Below are 20,141 nucleotides of genomic sequence, written 5' to 3' on the forward strand. Positions count from 1 at the left end.
TTAACATATGATGAATTGAAGAGACCTATTTTTGCCTATATTCTATATAAATTAATAATAAATAAGGAGGAGCTTTCTGGTACCAATAAAATTGGAATATATTTATCTTTTATTAATCTACTTACTAAAGAAGCAAAGTACATGGAGTCAGTTAAGGTGATTAATTTATTAGATGAATTTAGGTTTAGAAATATTTTGCATTCTACGGCAGCTTTATGGATATTTGAAAATCATATCGGCAAAAGTAGAAGCTTATTAACTAAAGAAAATATAAGTAATACGTTAGAAGGTGCTGTAATAGATAAGAACGATAATGCAAAAAAAGAACAATATAAAGAAGTAGAGGAGATAAGATTTTTATCACAGTGTTATTTCGGACAAGATGGAAATCATTTTTATTTCCAGCATCAATCTTTCGCGGAAATGCTTCTTGCTGAATACTATTTAAAAGTATTCATAAATTATGCTCTTAATGACAATACAAGTGTTGAGGAGGCTAGGATTAGATTGAATATAGGAAATCCTACTGCACAAACTATAGAATTTTTTAAAGGATTATTAAATCTATTAAAAGAAAGTGTTTCTGATAGTTCAGTGGAAGAGGTAATGAAAAGACGAAGATTGCTTTTCCCAATGTTAGCATCACTATGCATTCCGGAATATGGTAAAGACCTATTTACACATAAACTAAAGTATAAATGGTTTGATGAAGTCACATTTGATTCTAATACTACTAAAATACCAGACATACTTTTAAATGAATGGCCAATAGATGAGAAAGTATTGAATAAAATAGTTGAATTATCATTATCTATAATTCAATCAAGTTCGAATTACTTTCTAATTAAACCGATTTCGCAACATACAGCTCTATTTGATAATGAATTATTAAAGGTGCCGTTACCAATAGATCAAAATGTTCCTGATATAGATCGATGGCTAGGGCTTATTACAGGGAATACATTGTACAATGATATAAACAATAAACAATTTTTCTTATCTAAGATGGAGGATTATTCAGTTTTGTTTAAAATGTTTAAAAACTGGAATCATTTTGCTGGTAGTGCGGCCCCTGAATGGAGTCAGGATTGTTTTCAGGGGATAAATATGGAATCTATAGATAATGATTATAACTTAGGGCGTGAGAGATCCAGAACCTATTTGCTATCGGGGTTACGGCTAGGAAATATAGATTTTTCTTATAGTAAATTTAATAATATTGTTTTTGAAAATTGTCATTTAAATAACGCGAACTTTGAGAATTCAACCTTTAAATATGTAGATTTTGAAGATTGTAATTTAAGGTATGGGAATTTTGAAAATACATACATTCGTAATTCCAAGATCGAGACATCTATGATTCAAAACTGTAAATTTCAAGGAATCAAATTTTCGAATTTTATTATAAATATGAATGAAATTTTACAAGGGGTATTGGTACCATATTATTTGGAAGAAAAACTGTACGGCTCATATGTTGGAGGTGGCATGTTGATTAATCTTGGTGGTAGAAGTTTTCTAAATGGATCAGAGCATTATAGAATAGGATCTAAAGAGATAATTAGTATGTTTACTACACTAAAACCATTCATATCTTTTGTAATTGAAAATTCTAATGTAGAATTAGATGAAGTAAAGGGATGGTTTGTAACAGATGATGAGGGAATAGATGGGATAATCGATGAAACTTTATCTAATTTGTTTGAGTAGATTTAATTTTAATTGAGAAACAACAAATTAATAATAGCACAGGAAAAAATTCTTGTGCTATATGATTTACCTATGATTATGTTAATGAAAAAATAGGCTAATGGTATATGTAAAGTTAGTAAAAGAGAATTTATACATATAATAATTAAAATATTTTTTGAATTCCTCAAAAGGGTCTTTTTTATAAAGGGAAAATATTAAAATAAAGATAAATAGGGTTGAGGATTAGTTCTTGACTTTATTTATCTTTATTTTGTTTAGTCTTTTCATTCTGCATTATAAACTCCCAAAACCGTTTTAACTCTTCACGTTTCTCAGGAGAAGCTTCTTTAATATCTTTAAACCAAAGTCCAAGTTCTGGGTCATTAATTATATCTTTTTTTGCGTCACTTCTTTCCCCTTCAATAAAGCCTATTTCTTCTAAAAGATTTTCTGTTTTTTTATCCATAGCTTTTGATATTTTTTCTATTACTAATAGTGTCGGTTCTACAGGTTTGCCATTTCTGGGATCAATACCTTTTTCAAGCTTGTCTATGTATGCATGACTGACATCACATTTTTGAGCAAAATCTCGCAAGGAGAGTTTATGTGTTAAACGATAATTTTTAATGATTTCACCAAGAGTTTTTTTCATACTTCATCCTCCTAATATAATTGTAAACAATAATTTACAAAAAGAAACAAAAATAGATAAAAAGATAAGTAAACCATTGTTGACAATTTAGTAAATCATAGTTTACAATATGTTTTGTATTCATATGAATACAACGAAAGGAGAAATTGTATGAATAAATTAGCTTTATTCAGAAAGGAGAAATTACTATCTCAAGAACGGTTAGCGAGCTATGTTGGTTTATCTCGTACGTATATTTCTGAAATAGAAAATAATAAAAAGCAGCCCAATGTAAAATTAGCAATAAAGATTGCTAAAGTTTTAGGGACTAATGTAGAAAATATATTTTAGATGTTTTTGTAAACCATAATTTACGAAAAGATACTGTAAGCAGAAAGAGGTGTATACGATGATTAAATTTGATATTGAATCATTTCGTCAAATCATCCGAGAAGAAGTACGAAGAGCAACTGAGCATCTTCAACCAATGAAAGAACTACCACCATTTTTAACTATTACAGAACTAATGGAACTATTACATATTAAACGCACTAAAGCATCTGAGCTATTAAACCGTTCTGATTTTCCAGTATGTCGTGAAGCCGGGGTTCTTATTCCTACACACCTTCTTTTTAAGTGGATGGAGAATCACACTGAATGGGTAGAAAACAATACTGAGTATTACAATCCATTTAAAGAATCCGTCTAATAATAAATTAGCATAGTAAGTTGTCACAAATAAATATTGCTTTAGGTACGAATGGGGGAAGTAACGATGTCCATAGGAAAAGAAGTTGCTATGGCACGAAAACGAAAGGGAATCACCCAAGAACAACTCTCCTTAGAAATCCCCGTGAGTCGTGAGTCACTAGCAAAATATGAAACTGAACAACGACGGTTACCAGAAGATTTACGAAAATGCATTACTGAAGGAATTGATGATCCACAGTTGTTTTTTAAAATGTGGAGTGAAGCAGCAGGATATGTAAGTATCCCATTCTTTAATGGAGAGCAAATAGATCTTCATCCTACAAGTATGAGATACATGGTTTATCAAGAGACAAATGAAGCTTTGGAACAACTCGATACAGTATGTTGGTTTAAACCTTCACAAACTTGGTCCGAAAGTGAGAAAGAGGATTTGAAAAAGGTAATGCATGAGATCTTGGATGCTACAGGTTCAATGATGAGCCTCGTAGCGATCCTATGTGATCAATATGGTATTTCAATGAAAGAAGTCTTTAAGTACTGGAAAGTATCATTACGAGCTAGGAAGTATATAAAAGCTTAATTTAATTATTTTATTGGGGAGGTTTAAGTTATGACGATTGATTATGCAAGTCCAACTTTAAGTCAATATAAAGCTCTAATTCGTAAGGAAGCAAATTTATATGGCGATATTCGAATTGCAGCAGTTTGTGGGGACTATATGAAAGCTAGGGATTTAAAACAAGAGAAGAAATTAATGGAGATAAGAATTCGAATTATAGAAGCAGCATTTGTTTTGAAAAACAAAAAGAAAAAAGGAAAGGCCACCGCGTAGCCTGCGATAGCCAATCATTACAATAGATGAATTATAGCATATAACAATTTAATTCGACAAGCCATTGTACTTGTCGTTATGACCAGAAAGATTTGTTAACTCTAACCGCTTAATATACATTACATTCTGGTCATAACGATGCGTACAGTATCAAATTATTAAAAATGGGGAGCAAATTATGAAAGTAGAATGTAATCGTCTGTTCGACTTAGTTCTACCAGGTGATTTTGCTTTTGCAAATGAATTACATAACTGTATGGTGACATGTATTCATAACATGTTCAATGCTGGTTCATTAGATGAAGCAAATCATTGGGAGAAGGAATTAAATAGATGCGCAAAAGAATTTAAGATTCTTCGTGATACAAAGGAGGAGCACGATATATCTAAGAGTTATCGTGTAATTGTTAAAAGTCTTCAAGGACAGGGGATTAACGCATCATTAGTTAGTCGTAAAAAATAAAAAATCTATCACTTTGCAGAGTGATAGATTTTAGACTCTTATAGAGAGTCTTTCTAAAAATAGAATTGGATTAAGTATATCAAAGCAAATCAAGTAAAACAATGGAGGATGAATAATATGGCAGTTTATAGACCTGTTCAAGTTTCATATTGGCAAGATGCATTCGTTTTAGATCTTACACCGGAGGAGAAATACTTCTACTTATACTTAATGACTAATAGTAAAACTTCTCAAAGTGGTATCTATGAGCTTCCATTACGAGTGATAGAAATGGATACAGGATATAACCGTGAAACGGTTGAGAAGCTGCTAGAGCGGTTTGCTGATTACGGGAAAATTCATTACAACAAAAAGACGAAAGAAATTATGTTGATTAATTGGCTTAAATTCAATGCTATTACAAATATGAATATTGAAAAGTGTGTGTTAAAAGAAATCCAGAATATTAAGTGTGAAGATTTTTTAATTGATTTTTATGAGACATGTTTAGATTTAGAACAGCAGCAAGATTTTAAAATCCCTCGTATTAAGGAATACTTCCAAGCTCGTTTTGAGTGGCTTATAAGGGGCTTCGAAGAACCTATGAAGGAAAAAGAAGAAACAAAAACAGAAACAAAAGAAAAAGAAGAAACAAAAACAAAAGAAGAAGCAGCAAGCTGCTCAAGAGATAAAAAAGTTGTAGAAGAAAATCCAATAGCATTTTATGAGCAAAACTTTGGAGTTCTTAAACCATTTGTGGCTGAAGGGATTAATGCGTGGATTGAAGATTTGAATGCACAGCTTGTTATTAAAGCAATGAAAATAGCTCTAGAAAAGAATGCACCTAATATGTCTTATGTACAAGGTATTTTAAGAGATTGGCATGCTAAAGGATATAAGAGTATTACTGACGTTGAAGCTGCACAAACTCAATTCCGTAAGAAATACCAGTCTCGTGGTGGGAGAAGTAATGCTCGAAAAGAAATTGTTCCTGATTGGTTACATACTCAAGATACAGAAGTGCAATCTCAGCCTGTAAAGCACGATGAAATGGATTTAGAGGGTGAACGTAAACGTTTAGAACAAGTGTTATCTAAATATAAAAAAGAGGCTTAGGAGGATTGTAATGCCAAAACAGTTAACAATATTTGATGTTGAGCCTGTAGTAGCATTCGATGCTGAGAAAGCACATATTCATCGATTAAATTCTAAAGTTCGTTTTACGGATGTAGTTGTTCAAGTACCAAAGCAAGTAAGAGCTACTGATGAATTAAAACCAACAACAGCGCCAAATGATCAGTATGAATTATTTGAGGAATATACAATTGGAATTTGGAGATTTAAGCGAGTGGAAGATAAGCAGTTCGATTGGGAAGAAGCGGAGGAGCTTTGCAAGTCCGCGAGAGATAATAAAGAACCGATTTCGATACGACTTTATTTATCATTAGAACAATCATTTATTCCTGATAATGTTGTGGAATATCTATAACAAAATAAAAAAGTCGAGATTACTCCCGACTTGCTTCGACAAAATAATCATAACATATGGGAGTGGTCTTAGTGGGAATTATTAAAGAAAATCTTGTAGAAATGACAGTTGAAATAGATTTGAAAATAAACGGAATATATGTTGTTAAAAATGGTCAGGTCCAACTAATAGAACCACCCCAAGGTGGATTTGGTGAACAATCATTTGTATATCAAAGTGGAAAAGTAATTCGTATGGAAGAACGAAAAACACAGTTACTTTAATCAAATTTGAATTTTGTTAAGGAATGAGGAAAGATATCAGTAAATTAAGGTGTTACTTAATATTTAAAAGGATATTAAAAAGAGCACCATATAAGTGCTCTTCGGGCTAAGACTCTTTTTATAAGAGAGTATGCGCTATTGTATATTTATCTTTCTACAACTATGAAGTATGTGAGTGAAATAATTGTTTCACGGGGATGGGAATCTAGCCGCTTCAAAATGAGTGCCAGTGTTCGGAACATATACACCAGTTATACTGGTAACAGCCTGAATGGTTACAGCATCGCCTGCTTGTAATTGAAGAATGGAAGAAATAATTGTAAAGTTCAAAACACTCGTACTCCCATTCATAAAAGGTAGAGTAGTAGCTATATTACCATTTACAAGTATATTTACTGTAGTTGTATAGATTGATACAAAACCTAGTGAAAAAGTTACAGAGCCAATAATGAGATATACTCCATCTTGTTTAGGTGTGAAGGTTGATATTCCATCATATTCACCATTTAAATCAAATTCTACGACATCAAATGTAAGTATGACTGGAGTAACTTCAGGCTGATTAGTACCAAATGCTGTAGTAGCTCTAAATGATGATTGAATTTCAATAGGTCCTGTGTCACCGGTAGGTCCAGTAGGTATTGTAAATGTTGGAGTAGGTGGTAGTGTAGGTCCAATCGAAGATGGATTTATGTAGAATTTCATGGGAATTAAATATATTTTCTTTTGACATATTTTACCTCCAGTATATTAACCCTTTATTAATAAATGCCAAAGAGGGATGGAATATGAAAATAAAAGATTAATAAAGCATGTCCAACTGATGCTAAAAAGAATATCTAATAAAAGCGTTATTTTGCAAAAAAAGAACAGCTAGCAAAAGCTAACTGCTCTCTTAAGGAAGCGTTAAGAAAAAATCTCAAAAATTAAGTGTAATTATAGTATGAACGGAATACTTAGTTTTATTTAGGAGGGAATAAGTAATGTGAAATTTTTATTAGTAAAGTGTATTGAGGACATTGTAATTACAGGAAGAAATAGCAATGGAACTCCAAATCATTGTTTTATCAAAGGGAAAGAGTACGACATGTGCTTTGATGAGAAAAAGGGCGATTGCTTTACAGCTAATGAAGTGGAAGTAATGCATTTTATAGGTTATGAAAATAACTACTATTTTGATGAGCATTTTGAAGTCATAAAAGAGTTGAAGGACGAGGATTTTGTTAATGATGAATTAAGACTTCAACGACTAAAAAGAATGGCACGAGAAAAACATAATTACGAAGATTAAAACCAAATAAATTAGTTATTTTATAACCCAAAACAAAAGAACCCGTTTGTTATAAACGAATTCTTCCCTTAAGGTGTGCAAGAAATTCAAGGTAACTGGACCAGAGCACCATATAGAATTTCTTTTGATATTAATGTATTCAAGGAAATCTAAAATGTTAATAGTAATTAAACAAAATCCTTATTCAGTCATAAAAAAAGTGCACAATGTATGTGCACTTGGACAAGAAAGGTAGATTCCTATGAGAGGATGCCTCCATACAATAACATATGCTTGTCCAGTTAAAAGGTGAACGATTTATTTTGTTTTATGAAAATTGAATACAAAAAGAGCACCTTCGAACAGTGCTCTTTCTCGGAGCGTTATATATTTATGAAGGTGAACTGCCCTCTCAGAATAATATATGCACTTTTGAATTAATGAGTGTTTGTACAAAAGGGAGCAGTTAAATTTAATAAGAAAAGTGATACAAAATCTTTATTTAAAATAAAAAAGGTCCTAGGGGACTAGGACTTTTTTGAGAATAATACTAAAAAAAGGACTTTTATATTCTAACATATTGAGATCGTTATATATGTGACGAAAAAGTGAACAAAATTGTTATTTGAAAGTAAATAAAAAAGAGCACACATATAAGTGTGCTTCTAGACTAAAAGGTTTGAACGTATGGACTGGAGTGCCCTACACAATAATATATGCTTGTCTGATGAAAAGGTGAAAAGTTTTTTATAAAAACGCTATTTTATTAGAAAAGGGGAATGAGTCGTGGAAGAAGTATTCTTGCCAATCGGAACTGTAGTAAAGGTTGAGGGAGAATACGGAGAAGAACCAGAGACGTGCATGATAATTGGACGCAGGGTTATTAATCCAGCTTCTATGAAATCTTGGGATTATATAAGCGTTTATTACCCTGAAGGTTTTAAAAGAACATTTACAAAAACGACATTTACAAAAACAAGTGATGGTTATAAGCAAGAAGAAGATCTGTTTTATTTCAATTATACGGAAATTATAGAGGTAGTTAGTAATTTTGAATAAAAACTTCATTTTAGAGTAAAGGGGGAGTTAGGTAATGGAGTTAAAGGAGTACGCCATTTATAAAGGTGAATCGCTAATATGTATTGGAACTGTACAGGAGTGCGCTCAACATTTTGGCGTACTTCCTAGGACCATACTCTTTTATAAAACACCAGCTTATAGAAAGAGAGTGGCCAGCAGAAAGAAAGCTCGTAATTATTTAACTGTTACGCCGTTAGACGAAGATTAATATAAAACTTCCATTTTGTAAAAAGAAAAATAGAGCTATTGTATTTGTTGTTAGCGATAAAAGTGCTTGTTCTGGTTAGGGGGATTTTATCTTTATCTATTCAAAGCACGTACAAGTTGTAATTACATACAATGTTTATAAAGCTTATGTTTCATTTATTAATGCAGGAGGCTTAACATGCATAATTTGAATCTTCAAGGTCTAACTGGAAAAGTTATTACAAAATTTCATTGTGAGTACGAACAGGCAAGGCAAGAATGGAACCGTTCTATACAAAAATTCCCACTGGTTATTGTTTACTGTTATACAAATTTTGATATCAGCAACGCAATTATGTGGGCCCGTAAATATAAAGTGAATATCCGCATACGTACAGGTGGGCATCATTATGAGGGATATTCTGTTGGTAATAACGTACTTGTTATTGATATAAGTAAAATGAATTGTCTAGAATTTATTCCAAAAGGACAAAAATTAAAAATGCAAGGAGGTGTAAAAAATGAACAAGTTTATAATTTTATTTCATCCAAGGGCTATCCATTTCCAGGAGGGACATGTCCTACTGTTGGAGTATCTGGATACACATTAGGAGGTGGTTGGGGATATTCTTGCAGAAAATTCGGACTAGGTTGTGACAGTTTACTAGAAATTGAGTTAATTGATTATAGAGGTAATTTAATTGTAGCAAATGAACAATGTAATAGTGATTTATTTTGGGCTTGCAGAGGTGGAGGTGGTGGGAATTTTGGGGTCATTGTTTCAATGACTTTTAAACTTCCTCTAAAAGTTGATAAAGTTACTTTCGTTGAAATATATTGGCCTACTGCATCATCAGAAATACAACAACTGTTCCTAGAAAAATGGCAAAAATGGTTAGTAAATCTAGACCATAGAATTACATTAGGGGTAAGCTTGTATAACTCTGTTAGTGAGGGTTTAGCCATATATGGAAGAGGTTTGTTTTATGGAACACCCGAAGAAGCGAGGGATATTTTACAACCATTAGTTTGTATAGATGGAGGTACAATTAATTTGGAGTATATCTCTTTTTTAGATGCTGTAGAAAAAATCGAGGCATCTTATCCTAGATCGGAGCAATTTAAATCTACCGGAAGATTTGTTTATAGATATTATGATAGACAGGAGATTAAAAATATAATTAGTCTTATTCAAGAAAGAGCAGGTGGTAGTATCTTTGCAGCAATAAGTCTATATGCCCTTGGTGGTAAAGTAAGTAGTATAAATAAGGAGGATACAGCTTTTTTTTATAGGGACGCTCACTATATTTTGGGAATCCAATCTATATGGGAAAATCCTATCTTTAAAAAAGATAATGTTCAATGGGTGGAACAAAGATTTAACTATATAAAAACTATAACTCAAGGCTCCTTTATAAATTTTCCTTATAGTGAATTAAAGGACTATATGTCTGCTTACTATGGCAGGAATGCTGGACGTTTAAGGAAGATAAATAAAAAGTATGATCCTTTGAATCTATTTACATTTCCCCAGGGTATTAAGAGTTAAATACCAATGTAGCAATGTTTAAGAGTAAGATTTTGTTCCTGGACCTTTACAAAATAAAGTTTCAGGTGCTGTACATAGATTTAAAATATAAATATACTTCATAAATATAAAGTTTGGTTACATTTTTTAATAATAAAAGTTAAATAAAATAATCCGTTTATAACCAAAAATAAAAGAACCCGTTTGTTATAAACGGATTCTTCACACAAGGTCTGCAAGAAATTCAAGGTGACTGGACAAGAGTACTCTATGGAACCCCTTGCAATAATAATGTATTCAAAGGAATCAAAAAGGTTAATGGAAATTAAACAAAATTCTTATTTAAGCGGAAAAAGAGCACCTGAGAAAGCGCTCTTTAACCAAGACTCATATCATATTTAGAGGTGAAAATGTCACCACAATACATCATATGAATATTTTTAGCGTATGTGCAAATTCTGAATGAAATCTTTATCTTATGTAAAAAAGGCTAGGATTAATCCTAGCGCTCAATAAAAGGTTTTGTCACATGGGAAATGAGAAAAGATAATAAGTAAATTTACTTATTTCAAATGTAGTATATAACGTTTTTAAGGAGGGAAGCAAGAGATTTAGTAATGTTTACAGATGTATTACGCGAGCATGAAGATGTTGATGAATTATAAAACCGTTATTTGGGAGGAAGCTGAATGATCGGTGGATTTGACCCACTTCATGAATGGTGGAAGATGAAAAGCTACACAAAGTGGTATCACTACTTTTGGGAGATGCTACTTATCGCTATAGGACTTGCAGTAGCTTGGGTAACTTTAACAATATTTGATACGGTGTGCGGATTAATAGACTCATTTAAAAAATAGAAAGGAAGAATGAATATGGCATCTGGTTGTATCTTAGGGGAATGTCCGATATGTGATGAATTAATTTTTGAAGATGAGATTGATTTTGACCATTACAACAACATGGTTTATAGAAGGTGCCTTAATTTACGAAATAACAATAGGGAGACGATCCATCTCTTACACCAAGAAATACAAAGGCTTGAGAAAAGAATAAAAGAATTGGAAGAGTAGAATAAGAGCGGATAGATGACTCTATTTTAATAAAATCCTTATTTAACAACAAATAAAAAGAGTGCATTTTTATATGTACTCTTAGTAAATCGGGTGAATGTCTCATGAAATATAAAAAATTCAAAAAATCGTAATCAGATTTTCACGAGTAATTTTTTATATTGTATGCCTTACTTGGAGTTAGGGAGCATGTCATTAAAGAAAAGAGGCAAGTGGGATTTTAACAAAATCTTTATTTGAAAGTAAATAAAAAGAGCACACATATAAGTATGCTCCTAGCCTAAAAGGTTTGAACGTATGGAGTGTCTCCATACAATAACATATACTTGTCCGGTTAAAAGGTGAAGGATTTATTTTGTTTTATGAAAAGTGAATACAAAAAAGAGCACCTTCGAACAGTGCTCTTTCTCGGAGCGTTATATATTTATGAAGGTGAACTGCCCTCTCAGAATAATATATGCACTCTTGAATTAAGAGGAGTTTGTACAAAAAGAGAACAGTTAAATTTTTAATGAGAAGAATGATGAAAAATCGTTCTTTAAATAAAAGAAACCCCGTTTGTCTACGGGGTTCCTAAGGGTAATTGTCAAGTAATGACGTACTCGACTAAATAACCATATCATGAATTTATTGGTAAAAATACTGGTAAATGTGTCCAAATGGATAAGGTCATTATTTTGAACAAAAACGCTATTTGGTTGGAGATTAAAAATACCATACGTACCCCAAAAAAAGTGAGAATATAACTAAAAGTATAAATGAAAAATATTTAAGAATTTTGAGTGATGTTTTCATTACTTAACTCCTGATTTTTGGGTATTTTATGTGGCTAGGTAGAGGTTTATACAACTAAACAAAAATTCTGTTTTGTAAAAAAACGCCAAAGTAAAACGAGCGCTTGTTCCAGAGTGCTCGCTTAAAAAACATTCCATGTATTGGGGTTATGTTTGTAAGTCATGAACCAGTAAATGAGTGAAAAATAAGGTTCAAGATAGTTTATTCATTTTAGAGTAAATGGGTACCTGTACGAAAAAGAGCAGCCAGCAAACGCTAACTGCTCCATTAACAAAAAAGGCTTCAGGCTGCAAACACTGTTAAGAAAGCAGCTTATCAGTAGTATGTACAGAATTGTGAAGATTATTAGGATGAAAAAAGAGCGCCTTCGAACAGCGCTCTTCCTCAGAGTGTTTAGTACATGATACTTCATGAAGGTTTTTAAGAAATAAAATGAATGAGCTCACAACTGAAAAGATGCGGCTACACAATAACATATGAAAATTAAGTAGTAGGAGTGACAATAAAATTTAAAATACAAAGAGCAGCTAGTGAAAGCTAACTGCTCCAATCAGGGATGTAATTCTAGATATATGTATAGTATCGACAAAATATTGAGTTTTATTCAGGAGGGAGAGGAGTAGAACATTAACATGAAGATGTGCCAATTCATATCCTGTAAGTACTAAATTAATGACGGGGTAGATTGAGAATGGATAATCCGATTAAGGAGATAGTTGGCGCTTGGTTTGTTGCAATAGGGACAATTATTGCGGCGATTGGGAGTACACCTTTAAAAAGATTGAACAGCGAATTAAGAAAAGACTTGAACGTATGGGGGAATGTATTACAGGCAACGGGGAATGGTCTGGAAGCTGATGGACAAGGAGAAATATCCCTTGAATTGATTGGGAACGAAATCCAATCAATTGGTAATGTAACGGTTCTAACGGGACTCATTATAGAATTTGAAGATGAAACACAAAAAAAATTAGTGATTGCAGGAAATTGGATACAAGCATTAGGTGGTGTTACATCAATAGGTGGGGAAATAGAGGATAGTTCCAATATAGATGAATCGTATAACATTATCGGGAATGTGCTACAAGCGACTGGTAATTCATTACAGGCAATAGGTGGAATTGATGAATTGAAAGCTAGTCGAGATAAAGTGGAGGGAATTTCAGAAGACGATGATGAGGATGGACAGCTTATAGTGATTACGGGGAGTTGGGTCCAAGCGGTCGGTTCAGTAGTTTCATTAATCGGTCAAATAAAAGAAGAAAGCCAAGAGATAGAGGAAAATAATTCATAGAAAACCTAATGAAATAATCCTTTTAAAGTAAAGCAAACAGAATATAGTCCGGCTAGAAAACTAGAGGACACCAATTCATTAAAGCAGTAATTAAAGCTGTTTTAGGAATAGGTGTCCTCTTTATTTTAAAAAGGGAGATGGGGAAATGAAGGGGGTTAAGAGATCAATTGCGTGAATAGAAAAAGCAATTAAATAAAGCAAAGAAGAAAAAACGAAAAGAGAAATTTAGCACTCGTGATATTGAAGATTTAATGGGCATGCATAGACCTTGTTATAAACGAAGACGTGGAGCAATAAGACAAAAGTAATCTAAAAATAAAAAGGAGTGGTCTTACATGACTAAACAATTATCTTTCTTACCAAAAATTGATAGAACAGCGACACAAGAGGAATTAGAATGTGTGTTGGAAAGCGTACGTATACATAGACAATTTGGGATGATGCGTAAAGAAATGAAAGTCACTCCTTCTTATGAAGTGCGTGAGCATGGTCCTACACATACAGTTGGGAAACCATTAGAAGATGTTGCTATAGCAAATATTCAACAAAGCAAACGAGAAGAGTGGCTTGAAAGAATGTCTGTACGTATTGATCAGTTTCTAAATCGATTAGGGAATGGACGTGCAGGAAGCATTCAAAGAGATATTATTTATAAACGTTATTTAGAAGAAGAGGACGTATGTGATTACATGGTTTATAACGAAATAGGGATGTCAGAGCGTACTTATCGACGTTGGAAGTCTAAAGCGTTTTATAAGCTTGCTTTTGCGCTTGGATTAGAAATTTACGAGACAGAAGAAACTGGAGGTAATGAATAATGAATTTTGTTCAACCGATACGTGATCCGGAGCAAATCCAACAAATTAAAGAGTATTTGAGGGGAAAGAGCCAACGTAATTATATTTTGTTTGTAATAGGAATCAATACTGGTTTACGTATTAGTGATATTTTGAAACTGAAGATTGGAGATTTAAAGGGAAGCCACATTTCTATGCGTGAAATGAAGACAGGTAAGCAGAAACGTATTCAGATTACTGCAGCATTAAGAAGAGAATTAAAGTGGTACATTGAAAATATGAAAGACCATGAGTATCTAATTAAGAGCAGGCAAGGAAAGAATCGACCAATAGGAAGAAGTATGGCGTATAAAATACTTAGCAGTACAGCAGCTGAGTTTGGTTTAGATGAGATTGGAACACATACACTACGTAAGACATTCGGATATCATATGTACATGCAGACTAAGAATATAGCTTTGTTAATGGAGATATTCAATCATTCAAGTGAACGAGTAACTTTAAGATATATTGGCGTAAATCAAGATGCAATGGATAAAGCAATGACTAGGTTTAAAATCTAATTATTGTTTATATTCATGCACATGTATCTTCTAAAAGATACATGTGCATGAATATTTAAATAGTAAGTGAGTGGTGTTGAGATTTCAAAAAATGTAATATCTATCATTGTGAAATTTGCTATATTGAAGAGGTTCTTTCTAAAAAATAAGATTAAATTAATGTGTTTTTGATGTAGGTAAGATATATTTAATAATGACCTAATTAAGGCTAGCCTGATAGTTCGTCGTATAAATAGGAGGAGAATAAAATGAAAATCAACTTACCACATGCTGAATTAACTGCATTACCTTGCCTAGACATATCTCTAAATGAAATTACAAATATAAATCTATTCGATAATAATTTCACGAAAATCCCAACAGAGATCTATGAAATGAAGAGTCTAGAGGTGTTAAATATTTCTGCTAATGGGATTAGGGAAATTCCTGGTAGTATAAAAAATTTAAAAGAACTTAGAATGGTGGACTTAGGACATAATCAGATTGAAACTATTCCATCAGAAATAGAACACCTTGTAAATCTAGAAGATTATTTATATCTTCACAATAATAAACTTGAAACAGTTCCATCAGAAATTAAGACTCTTAAAAAATTAAAATATTTAAATCTGAGTGATAATAAATTGACGGAATTACCAAAAGAAATTGGTGGATTAACTAACCTGATAGAGTTACGAATAATGAATAACCAACTTCAAAAGATACCTGAGAGCTTTAGCATGTTAACTAATATTAGAGAACTTCACCTGAAAAATAATCAATTTAGTGCTCTACCTGAAGTGTTTGGAGAGTTAGCATTATTAAGAGTTTTGGATTTGGAAGATAATAATTTAAAACAAGTTCCTAATGAACTCAACAAATGTAAGAAATTACGACGTTTGAACTTGAGGAATAATCAATTGACTACGTTGCCAAATGGAATAGGAGAACTAGCAAATTTATTGGAATTAGATTTAAGAAGTAATAAACTGAGAAAATTACCGGATTCATTATTGGAAATAGAAGGATTAGAGCGTTTAGATTTAAGATGGAATCATGAGTTAAGAATACCTGGCTGGCTAGGGGAGTTAGAAGAAAAAGGCTGTATTGTTTATTTGTAGATTAATTTTTACTAATATATTTATGCGTTAGTTAAAACAAGGAATAAAAAGGTGATCTCTTATAGGATAATATAAGAGGATTATATTTCCATACAGAAAAATTTTGAGAGTATAATTACTATCATTGTCTATTGTTTGTTTATGATTCTTATGAAGGTTTGTATTTATAAAAAGGACACCCATTTAAGGTGTTCTTTTTTAGTTGCTAATGAGATTTAAAGTAGTAGACAAGAGGAATGAAAGGGATATTAATTTATAATTACTCATTATTATTGTATTGTGTAACTCAAAAGTGGAAGGGCTATGAAGCTATGAATATCAAGGGCTATAGCAATTGACTTAGTTACACAAAATATAAGATATGGGTAAGTGGTAGTATCAAGGAATTGAATGGTGTATATACATAAATATAAAATGTAAGGGGGAGGTAATTGTGATTCACGTTAAATGAAGAACTATTAGAAGTAATAATTAGATACAAAAGGAATACTGGAAGAAATCCTGATGTGTTAAAGCTAAATCCAACTTATTTTAGAAATATTCTAGAAGAATTGAATTATCCACAGTGGATTATAAAAAAGAAAATGACAGAAATGAAAAAAAGTATTTTCGGTGTATCAGTGGAATTAACAGATGCAGTGGAAAAATTTGAACTATGAAAAAGTTGGCAGAGTCGTGACCGCTTTTTGGCAGGAAATGTGCCGGTTATTTTGGAATTAACGTGTTATATTTGTATTGTGGGAAGTGGCGGGAAACACAACTCATTATGTTGTTTTTAAAATTCTAAACGGTTCGTAATGACGGCACATAAAATCCGAAACCAGCAGATGGTAGTGGTTGAATGATACCGTTATTAAGGAGAGCTTTTGCTCTTCTTCCAGTTACTTAATAATGCATAAAAAGGTTGGTGCAGCAACATTAGGTGATTGGAAGAAGGCTAAAACTTCATTTACCGTAATTAAAATACAAATAAATAATTGATATCAGAGCATCCATTCAGGTTCTTTTTATTTTGGAGGAGATTGTACTTTGAAAATACCATTATAGAAATGGTGCTTGAATAGAAGTTGTGGATTTGAAGAGGCTCCCATACAATACGTGATGGTTGTAAATGCCCTAAACGTAATGGGTCAATAATTAATCAAATTGGTGCAAATGAAAGGTAAGAAAAATAAAAAAAGAGGGCTGAATCCCTCTTTTTCTTTTGATATGCTAATTAATCACAAATCGGTATTCCAAGCACTCTTAGAGCTAATGCTACTTGAAGAGAAATCTCTAATCTAGCAATCTCGATACCAGCTACTGTAAGAACTAAAAAAAGGTTGGCCATTTACAAACACAACGCAACTTTCCATGGTTACACCTCCCTCGTATATTAATATTTAAGCCCTATTACAGGCTTAGATTTTCTTCTTAATAAGAGCCCTATAAATAAAAATACTTGGACGTCTCAAGATATTTCTAGATAATGATTGTAGGATCATTTGGGACAATTCTTTCACCTCCTGTGGATTTACCACATTTGAAGAGTGTTTCTCAGTGAACGTGCGGGACTCCCTACTCGCAGGCTGAGCAGCCTGCCCCTCGAACCTAGATGATAGTAGCTCTAGGGCGGCTTTCGATTCAGGACTAGCTCTCATACACGAGGTTGTTGGTCGGCGTACACACTAGAGATATCTCGAGACGTCCAAGAAATGATTCTAATATAGAAGGGAGGTCTCTTACATGAGATTATTTGTTGGTTTAGATGTAAGTTCGTTTGATATGAAAGTTTGCTTTTTAAATGGTGATGGAGAAAAACTGGATTCTTTTTCGGTCAGTAATGACCTACCAGGAGCTACTACACTCAAAGAAAAATTATTACAGTGTGTTGCAGGGAAAGAGGTCGACATCCTTAAGATTGGCCTAGAATCCACCTCTGTTTACAGCTTTCATCCTTCTATGTTTCTTCACCATGATATAGATTTACAGCGTTTTGGAGCAAAAGTATTTCTCCTAAACCCAAAGCAAGTCGCAAATTTTAAGAAAAGCTATTCTGACATGAATAAAACCGATGAGATTGATGCCTATGTCATTGCTGATTACTTACGATTTGGCCGCAATCAAATGTCTATCGTAAAAGAAAGCCAGTACGTGGCACTGCAGCAATTAACTCGATCACGATACCAACTTGTCAAAATGTTAACGAAAGAAAAACAACACTTTCTTCAACACCTAAGTTTTAAATGTAATACATTTTCACAAGAGGTGGATACTTCCGTATTTGGTAGCGCCATGACAGAACTATTTCTTGAAAAATTCAGCTTAGAGGAACTAGCTAATATGCCTTTAGAAGAACTCGCTGAGTTCCTACAGGAAAAAAGTCGAAACCGTTTTGGTGATCCAAAATGCGTAGCAGCATCCATTCAAAAAGCTGTGAAAGCTTCTTATCGCTTGGATAAGGTTGTAGAAGATTCAATAGATGTCATCTTAGGTACATCCATCGCAGTCATTCGTACGTTTCAACAGCAAATCAAGGAATTAGAAAAGTCTATTAAAAAAATCATGGCTGGTTTGACCCAAACACTTGAATCTATTCCTGGAGTAGGTCCTGTTTTCGCTGCCGGTATCATTGCTGAAATTGGCCAAATCGAAAGATTTGACGATGAAACAAAAATAGCCAAATACGCTGGATTATACTGGCGAAAGCACCAATCTGGTCGTTTTACAGCTGAAGATACTTCATTATCCCGTACAGGTAATCATTACTTGCGTTATTACTTAGTTGAAGCCGCCAATTCAGTAAGAAAGCATGTATCAGATTATCAAGAGTATTACGTGAAAAAATATAATGAAGTACCAAAACATCAACACAAACGTGCACTCGTTCTAACCGCAAGAAAATTTGTGCGATTGGTGGATGCGCTACTACGTAGCCACCAACTTTTTACGCCTGGAAGGTGTGTGAAAGAATGACATAAATTTTTGTCATCGCTACCTTTCATTATTTTCCAGTAAATTACATTCGTTACTGGTTTAGTTTCGTGATGCCTTTTTTAAACAAATTGACCTTTGGCAACTTTAAACTTTGTTATTTCTCAGTTGACATACTACCGCAGGTCTTTTAGTAAACTACTACAGTATATGAGTTGAATATTAATATGTAATAGTTAAATTAACGGATTTAATAGAATTGATAGATTTACCTTGTTCTAACAAAACAAACTCAACACAAACCAAATATTGTAAAAGTGATTTGGAAATGATCTAATGTAACACATCATATATTTTGTTACATTAGATTTATGAAGAGAAATGCTGTTATATCAACGTTTCTTTCTAATTTTAAAAATAACTACCATACTTTATGTAACATATTGTATAATAAAGATACATCTAATATAACATAACGTATGGAGGGGTAAGGAATGAAGTTTGTGCAACCAATTCGAGATAAGAAAAAACTAGAAGAAGTGAAAGAGGTTTTACGTCGCCAATCTTATCGTGATTTGTTTTTATTTGAAATGGGAATCAATACAGGTCTAAGAATTAGTGACTTATTAAAGTTACATGTAAATGATGTGAAAGAAAGAACTCACATTGTTATTAAAGAACAGAAGACTGGAAAAGAGAAACGTTTCATTATCAATACAGCGTTAAGAGAAAAAATAAATGAGTATGTAAGTGGAATGAACGAAACAGATTGCTTATTTGCTTCTAAAAAGACAGGGAAACCGATCACAAGAATTCAAGCTTATCGAATCATGAACGCTGCTGCTGAAAAAGTAGGGCTTGATGAAATTGGAACGCATACTCTTAGAAAAACTTTTGGATACCATTACTACCAAAAGACAAAAGATGTAGTAATGCTACAAACAATCTTTAATCATTCTGCTCCATCAATTACATTACGTTATATAGGAATCCAACAAGATGAGATAGATAAATCATTAGAAGATTTCAGTTTATAAATAAGAAACAACTAAAGTAGCGAATCCGCTGCTTTTTTATTTTTAAAAAAAGAACCTGCAAACCTGCAGATTCTCCTGACAATGATTTATATAAGTAAGATTCGAAAATGAATTCAAGATCGCTTGTTAATTCAATCTGTTCTATAATCATTGTTTCTAATTTTCTTTTTTATATCTAAAAATCCTATAAGCATAATTGCTATAAATATTAATTTAGTCCAATGAAATTCTTGATGGAACATTAGCCCATAGAAGAATTCACAAGCATATATTAGCCCAATGATGGGGAATAGCCAAATCATAAATTTTAAATCTTTTAAATGATATTTGTAATTATTGATTTTTTTCCACATATGTATCAGCTCCTTTTATTATGAGTTACTTATAATACTACATTTAAATTAATAGATTAACAATAAAATACAAAGAAATTATCGTGAGGTGG

General features: G+C 32.5%; 24 protein-coding genes and 1 pseudogene. 21 read left to right on the plus strand and 4 right to left on the minus strand.

The features are described 5' to 3' along the window. Positions 1 to 156 precede the first annotated feature (156 nt). The gene (locus MHH55_RS04715) at positions 157 to 1,710 is read left to right on the plus strand and encodes a pentapeptide repeat-containing protein (protein ID WP_340880409.1); all 1,554 of its coding nucleotides are present in this window, start codon (positions 157 to 159) and stop codon (positions 1,708 to 1,710) included. Positions 1,711 to 1,948: 238 nt separating this feature from the next. Here the strand turns inward: MHH55_RS04715 and MHH55_RS04720 are convergent, their stop codons facing one another. After that, on the minus strand, positions 1,949 to 2,344 hold the full coding sequence (locus MHH55_RS04720) for a helix-turn-helix domain-containing protein (RefSeq protein WP_078187400.1): 396 nt from the start codon (positions 2,342 to 2,344) through the stop codon (positions 1,949 to 1,951). Positions 2,345 to 2,494: 150 nt separating this feature from the next. Between MHH55_RS04720 and MHH55_RS04725 the strand changes: the two genes are divergently transcribed. The 8 genes from MHH55_RS04725 (at position 2,495) to MHH55_RS04760 (ending at position 6,060) form a co-directional block, all read left to right on the plus strand. Further along, complete coding sequence (locus MHH55_RS04725) at positions 2,495 to 2,674, plus strand: helix-turn-helix transcriptional regulator (RefSeq protein WP_078187399.1); 180 nt, start codon at positions 2,495 to 2,497, stop codon at positions 2,672 to 2,674. Between the two features lie 58 nt (positions 2,675 to 2,732). Further along, entirely contained in the window at positions 2,733 to 3,032 is a 300-nt protein-coding gene (locus tag MHH55_RS04730) for a helix-turn-helix domain-containing protein (RefSeq protein ID WP_078187398.1), read from the plus strand. 66 nt (positions 3,033 to 3,098) lie between these two features. Further along, positions 3,099 to 3,614 carry a helix-turn-helix domain-containing protein gene (locus MHH55_RS04735; protein WP_078187397.1) on the plus strand — a complete coding sequence of 172 codons (516 nt, stop codon included), beginning with the start codon at positions 3,099 to 3,101 and terminating at the stop codon, positions 3,612 to 3,614. Between the two features lie 30 nt (positions 3,615 to 3,644). Beyond that, positions 3,645 to 3,866, plus strand: coding sequence for an RNA polymerase subunit sigma (locus MHH55_RS04740; protein ID WP_078187396.1), 222 nt, complete (start codon positions 3,645 to 3,647; stop codon positions 3,864 to 3,866). A gap of 178 nt (positions 3,867 to 4,044) precedes the next feature. Continuing rightward, complete coding sequence (locus MHH55_RS04745) at positions 4,045 to 4,329, plus strand: hypothetical protein (RefSeq protein ID WP_078187395.1); 285 nt, start codon at positions 4,045 to 4,047, stop codon at positions 4,327 to 4,329. A gap of 117 nt (positions 4,330 to 4,446) precedes the next feature. Beyond that, on the plus strand, positions 4,447 to 5,424 hold the full coding sequence (locus tag MHH55_RS04750; RefSeq protein ID WP_078187394.1) for a DnaD domain-containing protein: 978 nt from the start codon (positions 4,447 to 4,449) through the stop codon (positions 5,422 to 5,424). A 10-nt stretch (positions 5,425 to 5,434) separates the two neighbouring features. Further along, positions 5,435 to 5,797: a hypothetical protein gene (locus tag MHH55_RS04755; protein ID WP_016513932.1), complete on the plus strand. Its 363-nt coding sequence runs from the start codon at positions 5,435 to 5,437 to the stop codon at positions 5,795 to 5,797. 71 nt (positions 5,798 to 5,868) lie between these two features. Next, positions 5,869 to 6,060: a DUF3954 domain-containing protein gene (locus tag MHH55_RS04760; RefSeq protein WP_070168741.1), complete on the plus strand. Its 192-nt coding sequence runs from the start codon at positions 5,869 to 5,871 to the stop codon at positions 6,058 to 6,060. A gap of 189 nt (positions 6,061 to 6,249) precedes the next feature. Here the strand turns inward: MHH55_RS04760 and MHH55_RS04765 are convergent, their stop codons facing one another. Further along, on the minus strand, positions 6,250 to 6,765 hold the full coding sequence (locus MHH55_RS04765; RefSeq protein ID WP_078187393.1) for an exosporium leader peptide-containing protein: 516 nt from the start codon (positions 6,763 to 6,765) through the stop codon (positions 6,250 to 6,252). A gap of 280 nt (positions 6,766 to 7,045) precedes the next feature. Between MHH55_RS04765 and MHH55_RS04770 the strand changes: the two genes are divergently transcribed. The 10 genes from MHH55_RS04770 to MHH55_RS04815 all read left to right on the plus strand — a co-directional run bounded on the left by MHH55_RS04770 (position 7,046) and on the right by MHH55_RS04815 (position 16,405). Continuing rightward, the gene (locus MHH55_RS04770; protein WP_078187392.1) at positions 7,046 to 7,351 is read left to right on the plus strand and encodes a hypothetical protein; all 306 of its coding nucleotides are present in this window, start codon (positions 7,046 to 7,048) and stop codon (positions 7,349 to 7,351) included. A 765-nt stretch (positions 7,352 to 8,116) separates the two neighbouring features. Further along, complete coding sequence (locus MHH55_RS04775) at positions 8,117 to 8,389, plus strand: DUF4176 domain-containing protein (protein WP_254849768.1); 273 nt, start codon at positions 8,117 to 8,119, stop codon at positions 8,387 to 8,389. Between the two features lie 34 nt (positions 8,390 to 8,423). Beyond that, positions 8,424 to 8,618: a hypothetical protein gene (locus MHH55_RS04780; RefSeq protein WP_078187391.1), complete on the plus strand. Its 195-nt coding sequence runs from the start codon at positions 8,424 to 8,426 to the stop codon at positions 8,616 to 8,618. A 177-nt stretch (positions 8,619 to 8,795) separates the two neighbouring features. Continuing rightward, positions 8,796 to 10,145 carry an FAD-binding oxidoreductase gene (locus tag MHH55_RS04785; RefSeq protein ID WP_078187390.1) on the plus strand — a complete coding sequence of 450 codons (1,350 nt, stop codon included), beginning with the start codon at positions 8,796 to 8,798 and terminating at the stop codon, positions 10,143 to 10,145. Positions 10,146 to 10,813: 668 nt separating this feature from the next. Then, positions 10,814 to 10,984: a hypothetical protein gene (locus MHH55_RS04790; protein ID WP_163262847.1), complete on the plus strand. Its 171-nt coding sequence runs from the start codon at positions 10,814 to 10,816 to the stop codon at positions 10,982 to 10,984. A gap of 1,699 nt (positions 10,985 to 12,683) precedes the next feature. Continuing rightward, positions 12,684 to 13,286 carry a DUF6944 family repetitive protein gene (locus MHH55_RS04795; RefSeq protein ID WP_078187388.1) on the plus strand — a complete coding sequence of 201 codons (603 nt, stop codon included), beginning with the start codon at positions 12,684 to 12,686 and terminating at the stop codon, positions 13,284 to 13,286. Between the two features lie 335 nt (positions 13,287 to 13,621). After that, complete coding sequence (locus tag MHH55_RS04800; RefSeq protein WP_078187387.1) at positions 13,622 to 14,104, plus strand: ArpU family phage packaging/lysis transcriptional regulator; 483 nt, start codon at positions 13,622 to 13,624, stop codon at positions 14,102 to 14,104. Beyond that, entirely contained in the window at positions 14,104 to 14,646 is a 543-nt protein-coding gene (locus tag MHH55_RS04805; protein WP_078187386.1) for a site-specific integrase, read from the plus strand. Before MHH55_RS04800 ends, MHH55_RS04805 begins: the two co-directional genes overlap by 1 nt. 248 nt (positions 14,647 to 14,894) lie before the next feature. Beyond that, positions 14,895 to 15,746 (plus strand): leucine-rich repeat domain-containing protein, encoded by an 852-nt coding sequence (locus tag MHH55_RS04810; protein WP_078187385.1) that lies wholly within the window; start codon positions 14,895 to 14,897, stop codon positions 15,744 to 15,746. A 467-nt stretch (positions 15,747 to 16,213) separates the two neighbouring features. Further along, complete coding sequence (locus tag MHH55_RS04815; protein ID WP_078188218.1) at positions 16,214 to 16,405, plus strand: hypothetical protein; 192 nt, start codon at positions 16,214 to 16,216, stop codon at positions 16,403 to 16,405. A 557-nt stretch (positions 16,406 to 16,962) separates the two neighbouring features. On the opposite strand, the pseudogene MHH55_RS04820 reads toward MHH55_RS04815, so the two are convergent. Next, a pseudogene (locus MHH55_RS04820) lies at positions 16,963 to 17,101 on the minus strand (DUF3956 domain-containing protein). 370 nt (positions 17,102 to 17,471) lie between these two features. Between MHH55_RS04820 and MHH55_RS04825 the strand changes: the two are divergent. Next, positions 17,472 to 18,701: an IS110 family transposase gene (locus tag MHH55_RS04825; protein WP_340880302.1), complete on the plus strand. Its 1,230-nt coding sequence runs from the start codon at positions 17,472 to 17,474 to the stop codon at positions 18,699 to 18,701. A 452-nt stretch (positions 18,702 to 19,153) separates the two neighbouring features. Further along, on the plus strand, positions 19,154 to 19,696 hold the full coding sequence (locus MHH55_RS04830) for a site-specific integrase (RefSeq protein WP_078186931.1): 543 nt from the start codon (positions 19,154 to 19,156) through the stop codon (positions 19,694 to 19,696). Positions 19,697 to 19,827: 131 nt separating this feature from the next. Here MHH55_RS04830 and MHH55_RS04835 read toward each other — a convergent pair whose 3' ends face one another. Continuing rightward, on the minus strand, positions 19,828 to 20,049 hold the full coding sequence (locus MHH55_RS04835; protein ID WP_000265602.1) for a hypothetical protein: 222 nt from the start codon (positions 20,047 to 20,049) through the stop codon (positions 19,828 to 19,830). Between the last annotated feature and the right edge of the window lie 92 nt (positions 20,050 to 20,141).

The sequence above is a fragment of the Bacillus sp. FSL K6-2944 genome, assembly GCF_038005385.1.
Taxonomy (GTDB): domain Bacteria; phylum Bacillota; class Bacilli; order Bacillales; family Bacillaceae_G; genus Bacillus_A; species Bacillus_A cereus.